At 66.0% G+C, this 15,027-nt stretch carries 16 protein-coding genes; 5 read left to right on the top strand and 11 right to left on the bottom strand.

The features are described 5' to 3' along the window. Positions 1-255 precede the first annotated feature (255 nt). A complete protein-coding gene (locus tag RCH07_RS03260; protein WP_326966031.1) occupies positions 256-1,095 on the top strand; it encodes a GDSL-type esterase/lipase family protein in 840 nt (279 codons plus the stop codon). 57 nt (positions 1,096-1,152) lie between these two features. On the opposite strand, the gene RCH07_RS03265 is transcribed toward RCH07_RS03260, so the two are convergent. Continuing rightward, on the bottom strand, positions 1,153-1,761 hold the full coding sequence (locus tag RCH07_RS03265) for a GNAT family N-acetyltransferase (RefSeq protein WP_326966032.1): 609 nt from the start codon (positions 1,759-1,761) through the stop codon (positions 1,153-1,155). 78 nt (positions 1,762-1,839) lie between these two features. Here RCH07_RS03265 and RCH07_RS03270 point away from each other — a divergent pair, with 78 nt between their 5' ends. Next, positions 1,840-2,280, top strand: a complete 441-nt coding sequence (locus RCH07_RS03270; protein WP_326966033.1) for an SRPBCC family protein — start codon at positions 1,840-1,842, stop codon at positions 2,278-2,280. A gap of 28 nt (positions 2,281-2,308) precedes the next feature. After that, positions 2,309-2,542: a DUF6480 family protein gene (locus tag RCH07_RS03275; protein ID WP_326966034.1), complete on the top strand. Its 234-nt coding sequence runs from the start codon at positions 2,309-2,311 to the stop codon at positions 2,540-2,542. Positions 2,543-2,610: 68 nt separating this feature from the next. Here RCH07_RS03275 and RCH07_RS03280 read toward each other — a convergent pair whose 3' ends face one another. The 5 genes from RCH07_RS03280 to RCH07_RS03300 all read right to left on the bottom strand — a co-directional run bounded on the left by RCH07_RS03280 (position 2,611) and on the right by RCH07_RS03300 (position 6,975). Then, positions 2,611-3,543: a 3-hydroxyacyl-CoA dehydrogenase family protein gene (locus RCH07_RS03280; RefSeq protein WP_326966035.1), complete on the bottom strand. Its 933-nt coding sequence runs from the start codon at positions 3,541-3,543 to the stop codon at positions 2,611-2,613. Between the two features lie 2 nt (positions 3,544-3,545). Continuing rightward, positions 3,546-4,430: an enoyl-CoA hydratase/isomerase family protein gene (locus RCH07_RS03285; protein ID WP_326966036.1), complete on the bottom strand. Its 885-nt coding sequence runs from the start codon at positions 4,428-4,430 to the stop codon at positions 3,546-3,548. Next, positions 4,430-5,659, bottom strand: coding sequence for a thiolase family protein (locus RCH07_RS03290; protein WP_326966037.1), 1,230 nt, complete (start codon positions 5,657-5,659; stop codon positions 4,430-4,432). Before RCH07_RS03290 ends, RCH07_RS03285 begins: the two co-directional genes overlap by 1 nt. 168 nt (positions 5,660-5,827) lie before the next feature. Continuing rightward, positions 5,828-6,499, bottom strand: a complete 672-nt coding sequence (locus RCH07_RS03295; protein ID WP_326966038.1) for a pentapeptide repeat-containing protein — start codon at positions 6,497-6,499, stop codon at positions 5,828-5,830. A gap of 2 nt (positions 6,500-6,501) precedes the next feature. Further along, positions 6,502-6,975, bottom strand: coding sequence for an SRPBCC family protein (locus RCH07_RS03300; RefSeq protein WP_326966039.1), 474 nt, complete (start codon positions 6,973-6,975; stop codon positions 6,502-6,504). A 168-nt stretch (positions 6,976-7,143) separates the two neighbouring features. On the opposite strand from RCH07_RS03300, the gene RCH07_RS03305 reads away from it, so the two are divergent. After that, entirely contained in the window at positions 7,144-7,320 is a 177-nt protein-coding gene (locus RCH07_RS03305; protein ID WP_326966040.1) for a CsbD family protein, read from the top strand. Positions 7,321-7,919: 599 nt separating this feature from the next. Here the strand turns inward: RCH07_RS03305 and RCH07_RS03310 are convergent. The 5 genes from RCH07_RS03310 to RCH07_RS03330 all read right to left on the bottom strand — a co-directional run bounded on the left by RCH07_RS03310 (position 7,920) and on the right by RCH07_RS03330 (position 14,052). Beyond that, positions 7,920-9,380: an amino acid permease gene (locus RCH07_RS03310; protein WP_326966041.1), complete on the bottom strand. Its 1,461-nt coding sequence runs from the start codon at positions 9,378-9,380 to the stop codon at positions 7,920-7,922. 270 nt (positions 9,381-9,650) lie between these two features. Further along, positions 9,651-11,312, bottom strand: a complete 1,662-nt coding sequence (locus RCH07_RS03315; RefSeq protein WP_326966042.1) for an ABC-F family ATP-binding cassette domain-containing protein — start codon at positions 11,310-11,312, stop codon at positions 9,651-9,653. Positions 11,313-11,419: 107 nt separating this feature from the next. Next, entirely contained in the window at positions 11,420-12,295 is an 876-nt protein-coding gene (locus RCH07_RS03320) for a metal ABC transporter permease (RefSeq protein WP_326966043.1), read from the bottom strand. Positions 12,296-12,298: 3 nt separating this feature from the next. After that, entirely contained in the window at positions 12,299-13,087 is a 789-nt protein-coding gene (locus tag RCH07_RS03325) for a metal ABC transporter ATP-binding protein (RefSeq protein ID WP_326966044.1), read from the bottom strand. Then, a complete protein-coding gene (locus RCH07_RS03330) occupies positions 13,084-14,052 on the bottom strand; it encodes a metal ABC transporter substrate-binding protein (RefSeq protein WP_326966045.1) in 969 nt (322 codons plus the stop codon). The genes RCH07_RS03325 and RCH07_RS03330 overlap by 4 nt, the downstream gene beginning before the upstream one ends. Positions 14,053-14,116: 64 nt before the next feature. On the opposite strand from RCH07_RS03330, the gene RCH07_RS03335 reads away from it, so the two are divergent. Continuing rightward, entirely contained in the window at positions 14,117-14,878 is a 762-nt protein-coding gene (locus RCH07_RS03335) for a CPBP family intramembrane glutamic endopeptidase (protein ID WP_326966046.1), read from the top strand. Positions 14,879-15,027 lie beyond the last annotated feature (149 nt).

Here is a 15,027-nt window from a genome sequence, read left to right on the forward strand (position 1 = left end):
TAGTCCGCAGCAGGGAAATCAAAGTAGCTGCGGCGCTTCCCTGCCCGGACAAACGGGTAGCGCCTACCGTGTCCGGCGCGCAGGACCGCGCCTACGGTTGCCTCATGACTGTCCCGGGCGGAAGCTGCCGCGCCGCGCAGTTTGTCCGCCAGCCGGAGTACCGGGAGGCTTCGCTGGCCGCCACCGGCCGGTGCGCCCGCAGGCTTCTCCCGCCGCACCGGATCCTAAGGGGACTCAACAATGAACACTGTGACAATGAGACGCCGGACCGGACGGCTGGCGGGCGTTGTGGCCGTCGTCGCCCTCGCCGCCGGCTTCACCGCCGCTCCCGCGACGGCGGCCCCAGCGCCGCCGGCCCCCGTCTACATCGCCCTGGGCGACTCCTATGCCGCCGGCACCGGCGGCGGCGGGACTTCTGCTCCGCCGGCCGGGCTTCCCGCCACGTGCCTGCAGACCGCGGCGTCCTACCCGGCAGTTCGTAACGCCGCGCTCAACCTGGGCTGTTTCGGCGCCACAACGGCGGACGTCGCCGCCGTCGCCACCCTTTACGCACCCGCCCTGGCGGCTGCCACGGTGGTGACGGTGACAGTGGGAGGGAACGACGTCGACTCCGGCCAGGTGGCCCTCGCCTGCACCGCCTCGGCCAGCTCACCGGCGTGCAGTGCGGCTCTCTACAACTCTGTGGTGGTGAAGCTCCGCCAGCTGCCGGCCAGGATCAAAACCATGCTGGCCACGATCAGGACCAAGGCCCCGGACGCCAGGATCGTGCTGACCGGCTATCCACGACTCTTCACCGTAAACGCCGGACTCAGCGCAGCACAGCAGCAGGCCGCGAAGGCGATGAATTCGGCCGCTGACCTGCTCAACGCCACGATCGCCTACTCGGCCCTGGTCAACAGGGTCAGGTACGTCAGCGTCACGGAGCGGTTCAACGGCCACGGAATCGGTTCCGCGAATCCGTGGATCGTGGCGCCAACGGGTCTCTGCAATCTGGCGATCAACTGCAGCCCGAGCCCGTTCGATGCCTTCCATCCCACCGCTGCCGGCTATTCCGGAGGCTACGCTGCGGCACTTGAGTCCGCGCGGGTCCCGTAACGCGGGTCCCGTAACGCGGGTCAGAGCGCGCCCTGTTACTGCGGCGGCTCCGCAGCCCTAGCGCTGCCTGGCGAGCCTGAACTCCAACGCGTTGCGGACCATCGGCCACTCATGCTCGAGGATCGAGAAAACCACGGTGTCCCGGAGCGCGCCGTCGCCGGAGCGGGTGTGGCTGCGCAGCACGCCGTCCTGCTTGGCGCCGAGCCGGGCGATCGCCTCGCGGGACTGGTGGTTCAGCCAGTGCGTCCGGAACTCGACGGCCGGGCAGCCCAGCGCTTCGAAGGCGTGCGTCAGCAGCAGCAGCTTGGAGTCCGGGTTGCTGCCGCTGCCGTGGGATGACGCCGAGTTCCAGGTGGAGCCGATCTCCAGGCGGGGTGTGGCGGCGTCGATATTCATGTAGGTGGTCATGCCGATCACCTTGCCCGGACCGCCGGTGCCGGGATCGATCAGCCGCGTGGTGAACGGCAGCATCGAGCCCTGGGCCTGGAGGGCAAGGCGGCGGTCGATCTCGGCCGCCATCTGTTCCGGTGCCGGAACGCCGGTGTACCAGAGGCGCCAAAGTTCGCCGTCGCGGACCGCCGCCACAAGACCGTCGTGGTGGTCCCGGCGCAGCGGCTCAAGGACCACGTAAGAGCCGGTCAGGGTGATGGGTTTGATGGACGTCACGGCACAATCCTAGGGCCGAGCCGGCAGCACTTCCCTGTTCCCCTGAAAAACCCACGATCTTCTGGCTAGGCTGTAGCCATGATCACCATCGACGGCACTGTCCGGACATCCCTGGGGGCCGAAATGGCCCTCGCCTATCTCTCGGCATTTGAACACACCCCGGAATGGGATCCGGGGACCCCCGTGGTAAAGAAACTCTCGGAGGGCCCGGTTGCGGTTGGCCACAAATACCACGCCGAAGCTGAGTTCCGGGGCAAGCGCCAGACGCTCATCTACGAGGTGCTGGAGCTGACCGGCAGCCGGGTTAAGCTGCGCGGCGAAAACAAGACCGTCGTCTCCGTGGACACGATCGAGGTGACACCGGTGGGCACCGGCTGCGAGGTCAGATACACGGCCGAATTTTCACTCAAGGGGTGGTTGAAAGTCGCCGAACCGTTCGCGAAGCCGGCCTTCCAGTCCCTGGCCGGCCCGGCCATGGCCGGAATGAAGAAGGCCCTCGACGCGCAGGCACGGCAGTAGCGACCCCCATCTGACACAGGAGAACTCCATGACATCGCAGAATCCGGATCCGCTTGAAAACAACCTCACCGGCCTGGAACCTGGCGGCGGCGTGCCTCCCGGCGAGACTCCGCCCGGCGAGGGAAGTTCAGTGGGACCGCACGGACCGCGGATCCGCGAGACCCGCGGCTACGTCCAGTACCTCTGGATCCTCATGATCGCCGTCGTGGTGATTTTCGTGCTGCTCTTCTTCGTCGGCGCCATGCTCGCAATCCTGAACTAGCGGGGTTCTGCCGCGGTCACTGCGCCGGCGGGCCCAAGGGGCGGTCGCCAGTGGCCGGGGCCCGGAACTCACTCGGACCAGTCGAAAAATCCTTTTCCGGATTTGCGTCCCAGTTCCCCGCGGGCCACTTTGTCGCGCAGGATCTGCGGCGGGGCGAAACGCTCGCCCAGGGTGGAGGCGAGGTATTCGGCGATGCCCAGGCGGACGTCCAGGCCCACGATGTCGGTGGTCCGGAGCGGGCCGGTGGGGTGCTTGTAGCCGAGGACCATGGCGTTGTCGATGTCCGCGGCGGAGGCCACGCCCTCTTCGACCATGCGCATCGCCTCCAGGGCAATCGCGACGCCCAGCCGCGAGGAGGCGAAGCCGGGGGCATCGTTGACGACGACGGCGGTCTTGCCGAGCGCCTCCACCCAGCCGCGTGCGGCCTGGACCAGCGGCCCGGAGGACTGCTCTCCGACGACCACCTCGATGAGGGTTGACGCGGGGACCGGATTGAAAAAGTGCAGGCCAAGGAAGTTCTGCGGCCGCTTCAGCTCGCGGGCTAAGGCATTGACGGAGATGGAAGAGGTGTTGGAGGCGAGATAGGCCCCGGCGGCGAGGCGCTCCTCGATGCCCGTCAGTGAGGTGACCTTCAAGTCCCAGTCTTCGGGTACGGCCTCGATGACCAGCTGGCGGTCCTTGAAGTCGTCGTAGTCCACCGTCACCGAGAGCCTGGAGACCATCTCGTCCAGGTTGCCGTCCGTGGCGCCGCGTTCGATGCTCTTGGCGGCTGCGGACTCCACCCTTTCACGGGCGGCCTCGGCCGCTACCCCGTCGCGCTCGACGACGAGGACGTCCGCGCCGTTGATGAGGAACGCATGGGCGATGCCGGCGCCCATGCGTCCGCCGCCGAGCACCCCGACAAGGTGGGGAAGGCCAGAGTGGGGAGAGCCACCGGCGAGAAGGTCAGAGTGGGGAGAGCCACCGGCGGGAAGGTCAGCGGGAAGTTCGGAGTTGCTCATGTCTACTGCTTCCGGTCGGAGTTCTTATCGGACGTCTCATCGGAGGATTTGTCCGGCTTCTTATCGGCCTTCTTATCGGGCGTCTCATCGGAGGTTTTGTCCGGCTTCTTGTCGGCCTTCTTGTTGGCCTTCTTGTCGAGGAAAGCCTGCATGCGGTCGAACTTGGCCTGGGACTCGAAGAGGATGCCCTGCGCCAACTGGTCGATCAGGGGATGCGCTTCGGCCGGGGCGTGGAACACGGACTTGGTGATCCGCACCGCGAGGGGATCCTGTCTGGCCACCCGATCGGCCAGGGCATGGGCCGCGTCCATCAGCTCGGGGGCCTCGTGGATCTCGGTAATGAGGTTAACGGCGAGGGCACGTTCGGCACTCAGCACGTGCCCTGCAAGCAGGATTTCCTTGGCCACCGGCTCCCCCACGAGCTCCTTCAGGCGCCAGCTCGCACCGGCGGCGGCGAGGATGCCCAGAGCTGTCTCCGGGTTGCCGATCCGCACGCCGGGCGTACCGATGCGGAAGTCAGCCGCGTACGCCAGTTCGGCGCCGCCGCCGAGGCAGAAGCCGTCCAGGGCCGCGATGACCGGCATCGGCAGCTTCGCGATCCGCACGAAGATCGTGGAGTTGATGCCCTGCAGCGCGTCGTCCCGGCGGCGGTCGCGCAGCTGGCCGATGTCCGCCCCGGAGGCGAACACTCCATCCGTGCCGGCGATGATGAGCACCTTGGGCGTCCGCTCCAGCGCAGCGCAGACGTGGTGGAGTTCGTCGACCATCTGCTGGTCGATCGCGTTGCGGACCTCGGGGCGGTTGAGTAGCACCACCAGCCGGTCCGCGCGCTCCTCGATCTTGAGGGTCCGGAACTCCGCCGGGATGAGGCCCGTCGCGACCGTCACTACACGCGCTCCAGCAGCATCGCGGTGCCCTGCCCAACGCCGATGCACATCGTCGCGAGGCCGATGGATGCGTCCTCGCGTTCCATCCGGCCCAGCAGGGTGATCGCAAGCCGGGAACCCGACGAACCCAGCGGGTGCCCCAGGGAGATCGCACCGCCGTCGCGGTTTACAATCTCCGGATCCAGGCCGAGCCGGCGCATGGTCGCGAGCGACTGCGTTGCGAACGCCTCGTTAAGCTCTACGGCGCCGAGGTCGGCCACGCCGAGTCCGGTCCGGGCCAGCACCTTCCGGGTTGCCGGCACGGGGCCGATGCCCATGACCTCCGGTTCACAGCCGGCAGAGGCGCCGTCGATGATCCGGGCACGGGGCGTGAGGCCCAGACGCTTGATGGCGGCCTCGGAGGCCACGATGATAGCTGAGGCGCCGTCGTTGAGCGTGGAGGAGTTTCCGGCCGTGACCACCGAACCGCCGGCCACGACGGGGCGGAGCCCGGCGAGCACGTCCATGGTGGTGCCGGCCCGGGGGCCTTCATCGGTGCCCACCACCGTCTCGCCCTTGCGGGTCTTGACTGTGACGGGGACGATCTCCTCGGCGAAGCGGCCGGCGGCGATGGCGGCCAGGGAGCGTTCGTGCGAGCGGACGGCGAAGGCGTCGGCGTCTTCCCGGGAAATGCCGTCAACGCGGGCGACTTCCTCGGCCGTTTCCGGCATGGAGTAGGTCATCTTGCCGTCCCGGGACAGCCCGCCCTTCTGGAACAGCGGGTTGACGAAGCGCCAGCCGATGGAGGTGTCAAAGATCTGCCCGGGCCTGGCGAAGGCAGTCTGCGGCTTCTCCTGGACCCAGGGGGCGCGGCTCATGGACTCGACGCCGCCGGCGATCACGATGTCCGCGGCGCCGGATTTGACCATGTGGCTCGCCATGATGATGGCGCTCAGGCCGGAGGCGCAGAGCCGGTTCACGGTGATGCCGGGGATGTGCAGGGGCAGGCCGGCCAGGATGGTGGCCATCCGGGCGACGTTGCGGTTTTCCTCGCCGGCGCCGTTGGCGTTCCCGAGGATGACCTCGTCAATACTGTCCGGGTCCAGGCCTGCGCGGGCCACGGCTTCGCGGACCACCAGGGCGGCCAGGTCATCGGGCCGGACCGCAGAGAGGGCGCCGCCGTAGCGGCCCACCGGGGTGCGGGCGCCGCCTACCAGAAATGCTTGTGGTCCTGCTGCTGCTGATGCCATGGATACACCCTTCACGCGCTAAACGTCTCTGTCATTGAAGCCATCGAAACCATTGAAAGAAATCTCAGCGGCGGCGGCAACGAAGCTCCACTCGCTCGCACGCTAATTTACCGACCGTTCGTTCTATAAAGATTACACGGCGGCACAAGGGGGCCAGCCCCCCGCGGACTACGCGACGACGACGCCGAGGTGGGCAGCGAGCAGCGGGGCCAGCAGGCTGAGCTGGTAGTCGTCGATCACGAGGCCGGACAGGCTGTCCAGCCCGCTGATCACCCGGACATCCGTGCCGCGGAGATCGACGTCCTTCAGCTTCGCGCCGCTCAGGTCCAGGGTGCCTATGGTGCAGTTTTTGAGTGCCACCCGGGTCGCGGCGCAGGAGCCGAGGTCCAGTTCGCTGATGATGCAGTCACTGATCTGCACATCGGTCACCTTCGAGCCGCGCAGATTCACGTAGTCGAGCTTGCCGCCGTCGATCCGCACCGACTGCCAGCCGCCTTCATAGAGTTCCGCGGAGCCCCAGCGGGGGTTGACGATTTCAACGTCGCGCAGGGTGCTCCGGGCCGCCCTGAACACCGGGGCGTACATGTCCGTCAGGATGCAGTCCCGGAAGGTGGCGCCGCGCAGCTGGGTCTCATTGAAAGAGACGCCCTGGAACTCGCATTCGGCAAAGTCTGTGCCGCTGAGCTCCAGGCCGTCGGCCTCCGCCCGGCTGTACCGGACGCCGTCGTACCGTTCCCCGCGTTGGAAGTCCGGGTAGGGGTCATCCCGCAGTTCCGCCAGCCGGACAACAGCAAGGCGCGGGGCCGTAATCTTGGGCGACGTCGCTGCTCTACCCCGCACCTTCAGAGCGATTCGGCCTTGGCCGCGATTTCCCTCAGGTCCCTGGCTAGGGCCTTGCGGGTGATGCGCATCCCGATCGGACCCAGGACGGCCATCATGAGCTTGCTGGCCCGTGTCGGCTTGAGGACCTCGACGCCGAAGGTCACTGTGAGGTCAATGCCGCCGTCGCGCTCCGCGAGGGAGAAGCGCGTGGTGTAGTCCGCGCCGCCCCGGAGCGCCTTGACAGTGGTGCTGCCGGCCCGGCCCGTCGAGGGCGGCTCGCACTGGGAGACCCACAGTTCCACGGTCTCAGCGCGCCCCATCATGGTGCGGGTCTCTTTCCAGCGGGTGCCCTCGGCGTAGGGCCCCGTGCTGAGCATCTGGATCGAATCGATACCGGACAGCGTCGCGGCCGATCCAGGAATGTCCGAGATCACGGCCCAGACCTTGTCCGCCGGGGCGCTGATGTGCTGGGTGAGGCTGGTTTGGTGATCCATGGCTTCGAGCCTAATACGGCCCCGGCCCAATTTTCCCCCGCCGGCACCGGACGCCCCCTCGAACCGGACGTCCCCTTCAACCGGACACCCCCTTGAAGTAGTAAGCATGCTTTGTGTTATGGTGAATCTACGTTGCATTTAAACCTGAAACGAGAGGTGGTTCACACCATGGGTATCGGAGACAAGATTCAGAACGCAGCAGAGCACCTCGGCGGCAAGGCCAAGGAAGCCACCGGGAACGCTACGGACAACGACCAGTTGCGCGCCGAGGGCCAGAAAGACCAGCTTGGCGCGGACGCCAAGAAGGTCGGCGAAAACGTGAAGGACGCCTTCAAGAAGGACTAGTCCTTCCAACGAGGGCGGCGTCGGACATTCCTTTGGGGGATGTCCGCCGCCGCTCTTTTCTGCGCTGGGCCGTTGGTGTCCGCGCGGTGCCTCTATAATCAGCGATTCGCCACAAATGGCCGCCACACCACCCCCGATAGCGGCCATCCTCGTCCAATCGGCACGGTCCCGGCGCATCCAGGGCCGCTTGCAGGGCCGCCGCAGGGTTCGGCGCAGCGTCCCGCACTGCCCCGCGGTGCCTCCATATTCAGCGATTCGCCACAAATGGCCGCCACAACACCCCGGATAACGGCCATCTTCGTCCACTCGGCGCGGTACAGGCAAGTCCATGGTCAGCATCCAGGCCCATCCAAGGGTCCGGCAATGCCCCGCAGCTTCCGGCACTGCCCCGCAGCGCCTCCACACTCAGCGATTCGCCACAAATGGCCGCCACACCACCCCCAATAGCGGCCATTCTCGTCCAATCGGCGCACTTCCGGAACATATGGGTCGCTGCAAGGCCGCCGCAGGCCCCGCACCGCCAGCTGAGACGACGACGGCGGGCCTCCGCACTGGGAGGACCCGCCGTCGTCGTCTATGTTGCTTATTGCCGGTTGCGGCTAATTGAAGAGCGCGTTCTTGGGTTCGTTGTTCTTGACCTTCTGCCAGCCGAGCCACAGGACGAGCCCGAAGAACGGGATGGTCGCCAGGGTCCAGAGGCCGAGGTGGAAGACCTCACCGGTCTTGCTGGTCATGGTGTCGAAACCGATCAGCACCGTGATGACCAGCAGGGCGATCAGGCCGGCCCAGCTGGCCCGGGTCCCGCCGGGCGCGGGCAGGGACGAGACCTTGCCCTTGGTCTTCCGCAGCGCGATCTGGCTGGCGAAGATGGCGCCCCAGGTGAAGATCACGCCTATCGATGCTGAGTTCAGCGCAAGGTCGAAGGCGTATGAGCCACCGAGCCAGATGTTCAGCAGGATGCCTACAAGGTAGACGCCGCCGATGGCCAGGATAGCCGCGTATGGCACGTGGCTCTTGGACATCTTGGTCAGCCAGTGCGGGGCATGTCCATTGTTGGCCATGGTGCGGAAGACCCGGCCGATCGAGTACAGGCCCGAGTTGCAGGAAGACAGCGCGGCGGTGATGACAATCATGTTCATAACGTCGCCCATCCAGCCGAGGCCCATCTGCCCGAACACGGTGACGAACGGCGAGGTGCCGGCCACGTACTGGTCCGAGGGCAGCAGCATGGCCAGGAGAGTCACGGAACCGACGTAGAACACCACGATGCGGAAGACGACGGCGCGGATTGCTTTGGGCACTTCCTTGGCCGGGTCCTGCATTTCGCCGGCAGTGATGCCCACCAGCTCAATGCCGTTGTAGGCGAAGATCACGGCGTTCAGGACCAGGATCATCACCAGCGCGCCCTTGGGGAACATGCCGCCCTCGGCTGCGAACAAGTTGTTGACCGAGGCGTTGCCGTCGCCCACCCTGGCGTTGGTGATCACCATGAAGGTGCCCACGGCCAGGAAAATCAGGATGGCGCCGACCTTGAGGCAGGACGCCCAAAACTCGAACTCGCCGAACGCCTTGACACTCAGGAGGTTGACGCCCACGAGCAGCAGCAGCGCTGCGATCGCGGACAGTTCAACCGGCACGTTGGGGAAGAAGAACTGGAAGTACAGTCCGATCGCGATCAGCTCGGCGATGCCGGTCATGGCCCAGTTGATGAAGTACATCCAGCCGGACAGGTACGCGCCCTTCTTGCCGAACATTTCACCGGAGTAGCTGACGAAGGAACCCGACGTCTGGCGGTACATGATGAGTTCGCCCAGGGCGCGCATCAGCAGGTAGGCGATGACGCCGGCAATGGCGTAGGAGAAGATCAGCGCGGGACCGGTGGAGGCCAGGCGTCCGCCGGCACCCATGAAGAGGCCGACGCCGATGGCGCCGCCCATTGCGATCATGGTGACCTGGCGGCCGCTCAGGGATTTCGCATAGCCCTCGGCGCTGAGAGTCGAGTCGACGACGGCGGATGGCGCCGAAGGGCTCTTAAGTTCTGTGGGGGTAGTTGATGGCACAGCTGTTTCCTTGTAGGTCGGGGTATCGCCGGGACAGGACCGTGGGTTCAAGTACACAAAATCGGATCCAAGCCCTGGTCAGGGCGCAGTCATGTACCGAACCTCACAAGAGTCGAAGCTCGCGCGGCTCATCCATCGTACTAGCATTCCGGCACCCGCCGTGACGCGGGCAACATCAGGCGGGTGTTATGCCTAATTATGGATGCATTTCCAGCCATATCGCCGAATGATGTTCGGTTTATGCCCGGCAATTCCAGGCAAATCCGCATGTCAGGCGAGGGTGCCGTCCCGCATGGCATACCGCAGCCACTTCCCGGCACCGGCGCCATGACCGGCTCGATTCCCGGCGCTGTTTTCACCGGCGCAGATCCTGAACCATTCCCCCAGCGCGCGGTCGTGGCTGACCATGATCAGCGTCCCTGCGAAGTCCGAAAGAGCGGCCTCAAGCTGTTCCACCAGAACGGGCGCCAGATGGTTGGTGGGCTCGTCCACGAGCATCGTCCCGAAACCGCCCAGCAGGAGCCGGGCCAGCGCCAGCCTGCGTTGTTGTCCTGCGGAAAGGCTTCCCACCGGAACATGGAATTCGCTGGTCCGGAAGAGACCCAGCCTAAGCAGCGCCTCGGCGTGCTCATCGATGTTGCCGCCCAGGCCCTCGGCAAAAGCGGGCAGGAGGCGCAGCGACGGACGCCGCGGGAGTTCCAGCTCCTGCTGCAAGTATCCGATCCGGCCGTGCCTCACGACGGCGCCATTGGCCGGTTCCAGGGTGCCCGCGAGGACGGCGAGCAGCGTGGACTTGCCCGCACCGTTGGGACCCGTAATCAGGATCTTCTGGCCCGCCTCCACCCGGAAGTCCGTTGGTTCCAGGCGGCCCGGCACCATCACTGCCTTCGCTTCAAGGGCGGGGCCCGCTGCAACGTCCGGCCGCAGATCCGTTGCCAGCTTCAGGGGCACCGGCGGACGGTCAATGGGGTTCACCTCCAGCCTGCGGAGACGTTCCTGGGCATTGCGGACCTTGCTGGTGGCTGCCTTCTGCCACGTGCCGGCCTTGAAATCGAACCCCATCTTGTCGCCGTCGCGTTGGCGGGCGTAGCCCATCTTCCCTGCGACCGTGTCCGCCTGGATCCGTTCGGCAGCCATCGCATCGAGCCAGCCGTGGTACTGCTGCGCCCAGCGCTGGCGTTCGGCGGCCTTCTCCCGCAGGTAGCCTTCATAGCCGTTGCCGTAGCGGTTGACCGTCCGGCGTTCGGCATCCACTTCAATCACGGTCGAGGCCACCTTGCGCAGCAGGACCCGGTCGTGGGAGACCACCACCACGGTTCCTCGGTGCGCGGCCAGCCGCGCTTCCAGCCAGGCCGTTCCGCTGGCGTCCAGGTGGTTGGTGGGCTCGTCCAGAAGGAGGATGTCCGCGGGGTCGGCCAGCACGCAGGCCAGGGCTACGCGTTCCTGTTCCCCGCCGGAGAGCGAGCCCAGGGTCCGCGTCCGGTCCAGCCCGCCCAGGCCAAGCCGGCCCAGAGCCGCTTCCACCCGGGATTCCGCGGCGTAGCCTTCCCTGAGCTGGTACTGCGTCTGCAGGTTTCCGTAACGCTCCAGCTCTTCCGCTTCCGCGCCGGCAAGCCCGTTTTCCAGACGGTCCAGCTCGGCCTCCATCTCGCGGAGGGATGCCAGCGCGGCGTCGATCGCGTTGCTCACGGTGAACGCATCAGGCAGGCCGAGGGTCTGGGCAAGATAGCCCACGCGGCCCTGGCTGACGGCGGCGCCCCCGTCCGGGGCCTCCATCCCGGCAAGAATCCGGAGCAGCGTGGACTTACCCGCCCCATTTTCGCCGACGATCGCCACATGTTCGCCAGCTGTGATGGCAAGGTCGACGCCGGCAAACAGCTGGCGGTCCCCGTAACCATGGGATACGCCCGAAAGGCGGAGATGTTCGCTCAAGGAGTCCTCGCAAGTAGGTGCCCAGCCTGCCCGGCGGCGGCCTGCGCCGTCAAGTATGACACCGTCGGGCAACTGCTGGGGCGCCTGCCGCCGTCGGCCGGGCAATATCAGGCGGCGAGCGCAGCTGCCTTCTTGCGGCGGGCCTTCGCCAACCGGGTGCCGATCAGACCCTGCCGGGGGCTGAAGAGATAGACGGCGGCGAAGGCGGCACCCTGTGTCAGAACCACCATGGCGCCGGAGGCGGTGTCGAGGTAATAACTGAAGTAGATGCCGGCGACGGAGCACAGCGCGGAAATAACCGGCGCGATCACCAGCATGCGGGAGAACCGGTCCGTCAGCAGGTAGGCCGTGGCGCCGGGGATGATCAGCATGGCCACCACCAGCACCACGCCCACGGTCTGCAGCGCCACCACGGATGTCAGCGCCAGGAGCCCCAGCAGCAGGGCGCCGAGACGCTTCGGGGACAGGCCGATCGCGTGGGCGTGCGTGGGGTCGAAAGCGTAAAGCGTCAGGTCCCGCCGTTTGAGAATCAGGATGGTGAAGGCGATCACACCCAGCACAAGAACCTGGATCAAGTCGGGGATGCTGACGCCGAGCAGGTTACCGAAGATGATGTGGTTAAGGTCCGTCTGGCTCGGTGTGACGGAGATGAGCACCAGGCCCAGGGCGAACAGCGACGTGAACACAATCCCGATCGCGGCGTCCTCCTTCACCCGGCTCGTGTTGCGGACCACGCCGATCAGGGTCACGGCAATCAGGGCGGACACCAGTGCCCCCACGGCGAAGGGCGCCCCGACAATATAGGCGAGAACAACCCCGGGAAGCACGGCGTGGGACACCGCGTCACCCATCAGCGACCAGCCAATCAGCACCAGCCAGCAGCTCAGCACCGCGCACACTATCGCGGCCAGCGCCGTGGTGACGATGGCGCGGACCATGAAGTCATAGCCCAACGGTTCCAGCAGGACGTCAAGGAGATCCATGATTTAGCTCCTGCCCAGTTGGTTCGAAACGTCCCGGTTCGAAACGTCCCGGTCAGGAAGGTCCCGGTTGAGGACATCGAGGCCGAATGCCATGGCCAGGTGCTCGGGCTGCAGGACCACCTCGGGCGGGCCGTGCATCAGGACCTTGCGCATCAGGAGCACGGCCTCGTCGCAGAGCTGCGGCAGGGCGTGGAGGTCATGAGTGGAGATCAGGATGGTGCAGCCGTCAGCGGCGAGCTCCTTCAGCAGGCGCGTGATCGTTGCCTCGGAGCGCTTGTCCACCCCAGCGAACGGCTCGTCCAGAAGCATCATGGTGGCTCCCTGGGCGATCCCCCGGGCCACGAACACGCGCTTCTTCTGGCCGCCGGAGAGCTGGCCGATCTGCCGGTCGGCGAACTCGGCCAGTTCCACCCTGTCCAGGGCGAGGTCGACGGCGGCACGGTCGGCCTTGGACGGGCGGCGGGTGAACCCCTGGTGCCCGTAGCGGCCCATCATCACCACATCGCGGACCGATAGCGGGAATTGCCAGTCCACGTCCTCGCTCTGCGGGACGTAGCCGATTCCACCCTCTTTGCGTGCCCTGGCAGGCGGTTCACCGTTGATGAGGACGCGGCCGGCGTCGGGCTTGATCATTCCCATGATCGCCTTGAACAGCGTGGATTTACCGGAGCCGTTCATGCCCACGAGGCCGCAGATCCGGGCAGCCCCAAGGGACAGTGACGCGGCGTCGAGCGCCAGGACGTCGCCGTAGTGGACGGTGACGTTTTCCACCAGGATGGCCGGATTGCTCATGATGCCGCACCCGTCAGGCCTTCGGTGATGATCCTGGAGTCGTGCCGGATGAGGTCCAGGTACGTGGGGACGGGTCCGTCCGCCTCGGAGAGCGAATCCACGTACAGCACCCCGCCGAAGGTGGTACCTGTGGCTCCCACCACCTGGCGCATCGGGGCGTCCGACACTGTTGACTCGCAGAACACGGCGGGGATGTTGTTGGTTTTCACGAATTCGATGGCTTTGGTGATCTGTTGCGGGGTGGCCTGCTGTTCGGCGTTGACTGCCCAGATGTAGACCTCCCGGAGGCCGGCGTCGCGCGCCAGATACGAGAATGCGCCCTCGCACGTCACCAGAGCCCGCTGCGCCTCGGGGACGGCCGAGAGCTTCTGGACCATTTCGTCCTTCACGGATTGCAGCTCGGCCTTGTAGGCCAGGCCGTTCGCTTCGAAGGCCGCGGCGTTGTCCGGATCGAGCTTCGAGAACGCCTGCACCATGTTGTCCACATAGATTTGGACGTTGACCGGCGACATCCACGCGTGCGGGTTCGGTTTGCCCTGGTAGGAGTCTTCACTGATGGACATCACTTCCACGCCTTCGCTCACCACGGCGTGCGGAACGTCCAGGCCGTCAACGAACCGGGCAAACCACGCCTCAAGGTTCAGGCCGTTGTCCAGGATCAAGTCAGCCTTGGACGCCTTGCGGATGTCCCCGGGGGTGGGCTCGTAGCCGTGGATTTCAGCTCCGGCCTTGGTGATGGATTCAATCTGCAGTTTGTCCCCCGCCACGTTCTGCGCCACGTCGGCCAGCACGGTGAAAGTGGTCAGCACAACGGGCTTCCCACCCCCGGAACCCTGGCCCGGGGCGGCACTCCCGCACGCGGCCACGGACAGGCAGAGAAGAACGGTGGTGACGAAGGCTCCGGCAGTGCGAAGGCCGCGGATTGGGCGGTCGGCTGTGGCGCACCGAAACAAATATTTAGGCATACCGAATATTGTACGTGACCCTGCCGTTGTGCTTGCCGTTGTGCTGCGGCGCTAGGCTGGTGGCATGGGAACAGTCCTCAGCACACCTGCAGCGCCGCGGCCGGAGCTGTACCGGTTTTCCCGGCTTGATTTCACCACCGCCGGACTCTATGTTGCCGTGGCTGCCCTCTTTGCCGTGGCCGGCGAACTGCTCGCCCCGCTGATGCTGCAGCTGTCCCCGAACCCGGCCGTCGCCTCCTACGCCGTGAACCTGATCTTCTACGGAACCATTGGCGTTCTAGCCCTCGCCGCCGCCCGCCACATCGCCGCGCGCGATCTTCGCGTCCTCGCCACGAGGCCCTGGTTCACGGTGCTGATGGTTCCAGCGGCCCTCATCGCCATGTTGGTCCTGACCGCTGTACTGGTGGCCACCACCGGGACGGTGCAGACGTCCGCTAACCAGGCCGGGCTGCAGGCGCTTATGCAGCAGGTGCCGGCCTGGCTGATGGTCCCGCTCGTGGTGATCGTGGGCCCCTTCGTGGAGGAGTACATTTTCCGCCACCTGCTCATCGGCAAGCTCAGCCGGCGGGTCAATATCTGGATCTGCTGCGTCCTGTCCGTGGTGTTGTTCGCCGCCCTGCACATCGTCGGCCAGGAGAATCTGAGCCTGCCTGTGCTGATGCCCTACCTCGCCATGGGCGCAGTGCTGGTGTTCGTCTACGTCTGGACCGGCCGGAACGTGATGTTCTCCTACTTTGTCCACGCCGCAAAGAACCTGCTGGCAGTCATCTTCATCTACGCGATCCCGCCGGAGCTCCTCGAGCAGCTCCAAAGCGTCCAGCCCTAAGCCAAGCAACGCGGGGTCACCTACAGCCCATCCCGGCGCCCCGCATGGGCGCTAAGGACACGCCCATAAATAAGTACGACTAATCGGTTTTTGGGTGGGAACATGATGTATGCCCATTTCCGCTGATGCTGTCGAGTCGCTGCGTGCGA

This window comes from Arthrobacter sp. CG_A4 (assembly GCF_035985125.1).
GTDB lineage: Bacteria > Actinomycetota > Actinomycetes > Actinomycetales > Micrococcaceae > Arthrobacter.

What these genes read in the sequence shown, in the direction of transcription:
- RCH07_RS03260 (WP_326966031.1), top strand. Translation starts at nt 256, where the DNA reads ATGAGACGCCGGACCGGACGGCTGGCGGGCGTTGTGGCCGTCGTCGCC.
- RCH07_RS03270 (WP_326966033.1), top strand. Translation starts at nt 1,840, where the DNA reads ATGATCACCATCGACGGCACTGTCCGGACATCCCTGGGGGCCGAAATG.
- RCH07_RS03275 (WP_326966034.1), top strand. Translation starts at nt 2,309, where the DNA reads ATGACATCGCAGAATCCGGATCCGCTTGAAAACAACCTCACCGGCCTG.
- RCH07_RS03280 (WP_326966035.1), bottom strand. Translation starts at nt 3,543, where the DNA reads ATGAGCAACTCCGAACTTCCCGCTGACCTTCCCGCCGGTGGCTCTCCC.
- RCH07_RS03290 (WP_326966037.1), bottom strand. Translation starts at nt 5,659, where the DNA reads ATGGCATCAGCAGCAGCAGGACCACAAGCATTTCTGGTAGGCGGCGCC.
- RCH07_RS03300 (WP_326966039.1), bottom strand. Translation starts at nt 6,975, where the DNA reads ATGGATCACCAAACCAGCCTCACCCAGCACATCAGCGCCCCGGCGGAC.
- RCH07_RS03305 (WP_326966040.1), top strand. Translation starts at nt 7,144, where the DNA reads ATGGGTATCGGAGACAAGATTCAGAACGCAGCAGAGCACCTCGGCGGC.
- RCH07_RS03320 (WP_326966043.1), bottom strand. Translation starts at nt 12,295, where the DNA reads ATGGATCTCCTTGACGTCCTGCTGGAACCGTTGGGCTATGACTTCATG.
- RCH07_RS03325 (WP_326966044.1), bottom strand. Translation starts at nt 13,087, where the DNA reads ATGAGCAATCCGGCCATCCTGGTGGAAAACGTCACCGTCCACTACGGC.
- RCH07_RS03330 (WP_326966045.1), bottom strand. Translation starts at nt 14,052, where the DNA reads ATGCCTAAATATTTGTTTCGGTGCGCCACAGCCGACCGCCCAATCCGC.
- RCH07_RS03335 (WP_326966046.1), top strand. Translation starts at nt 14,117, where the DNA reads ATGGGAACAGTCCTCAGCACACCTGCAGCGCCGCGGCCGGAGCTGTAC.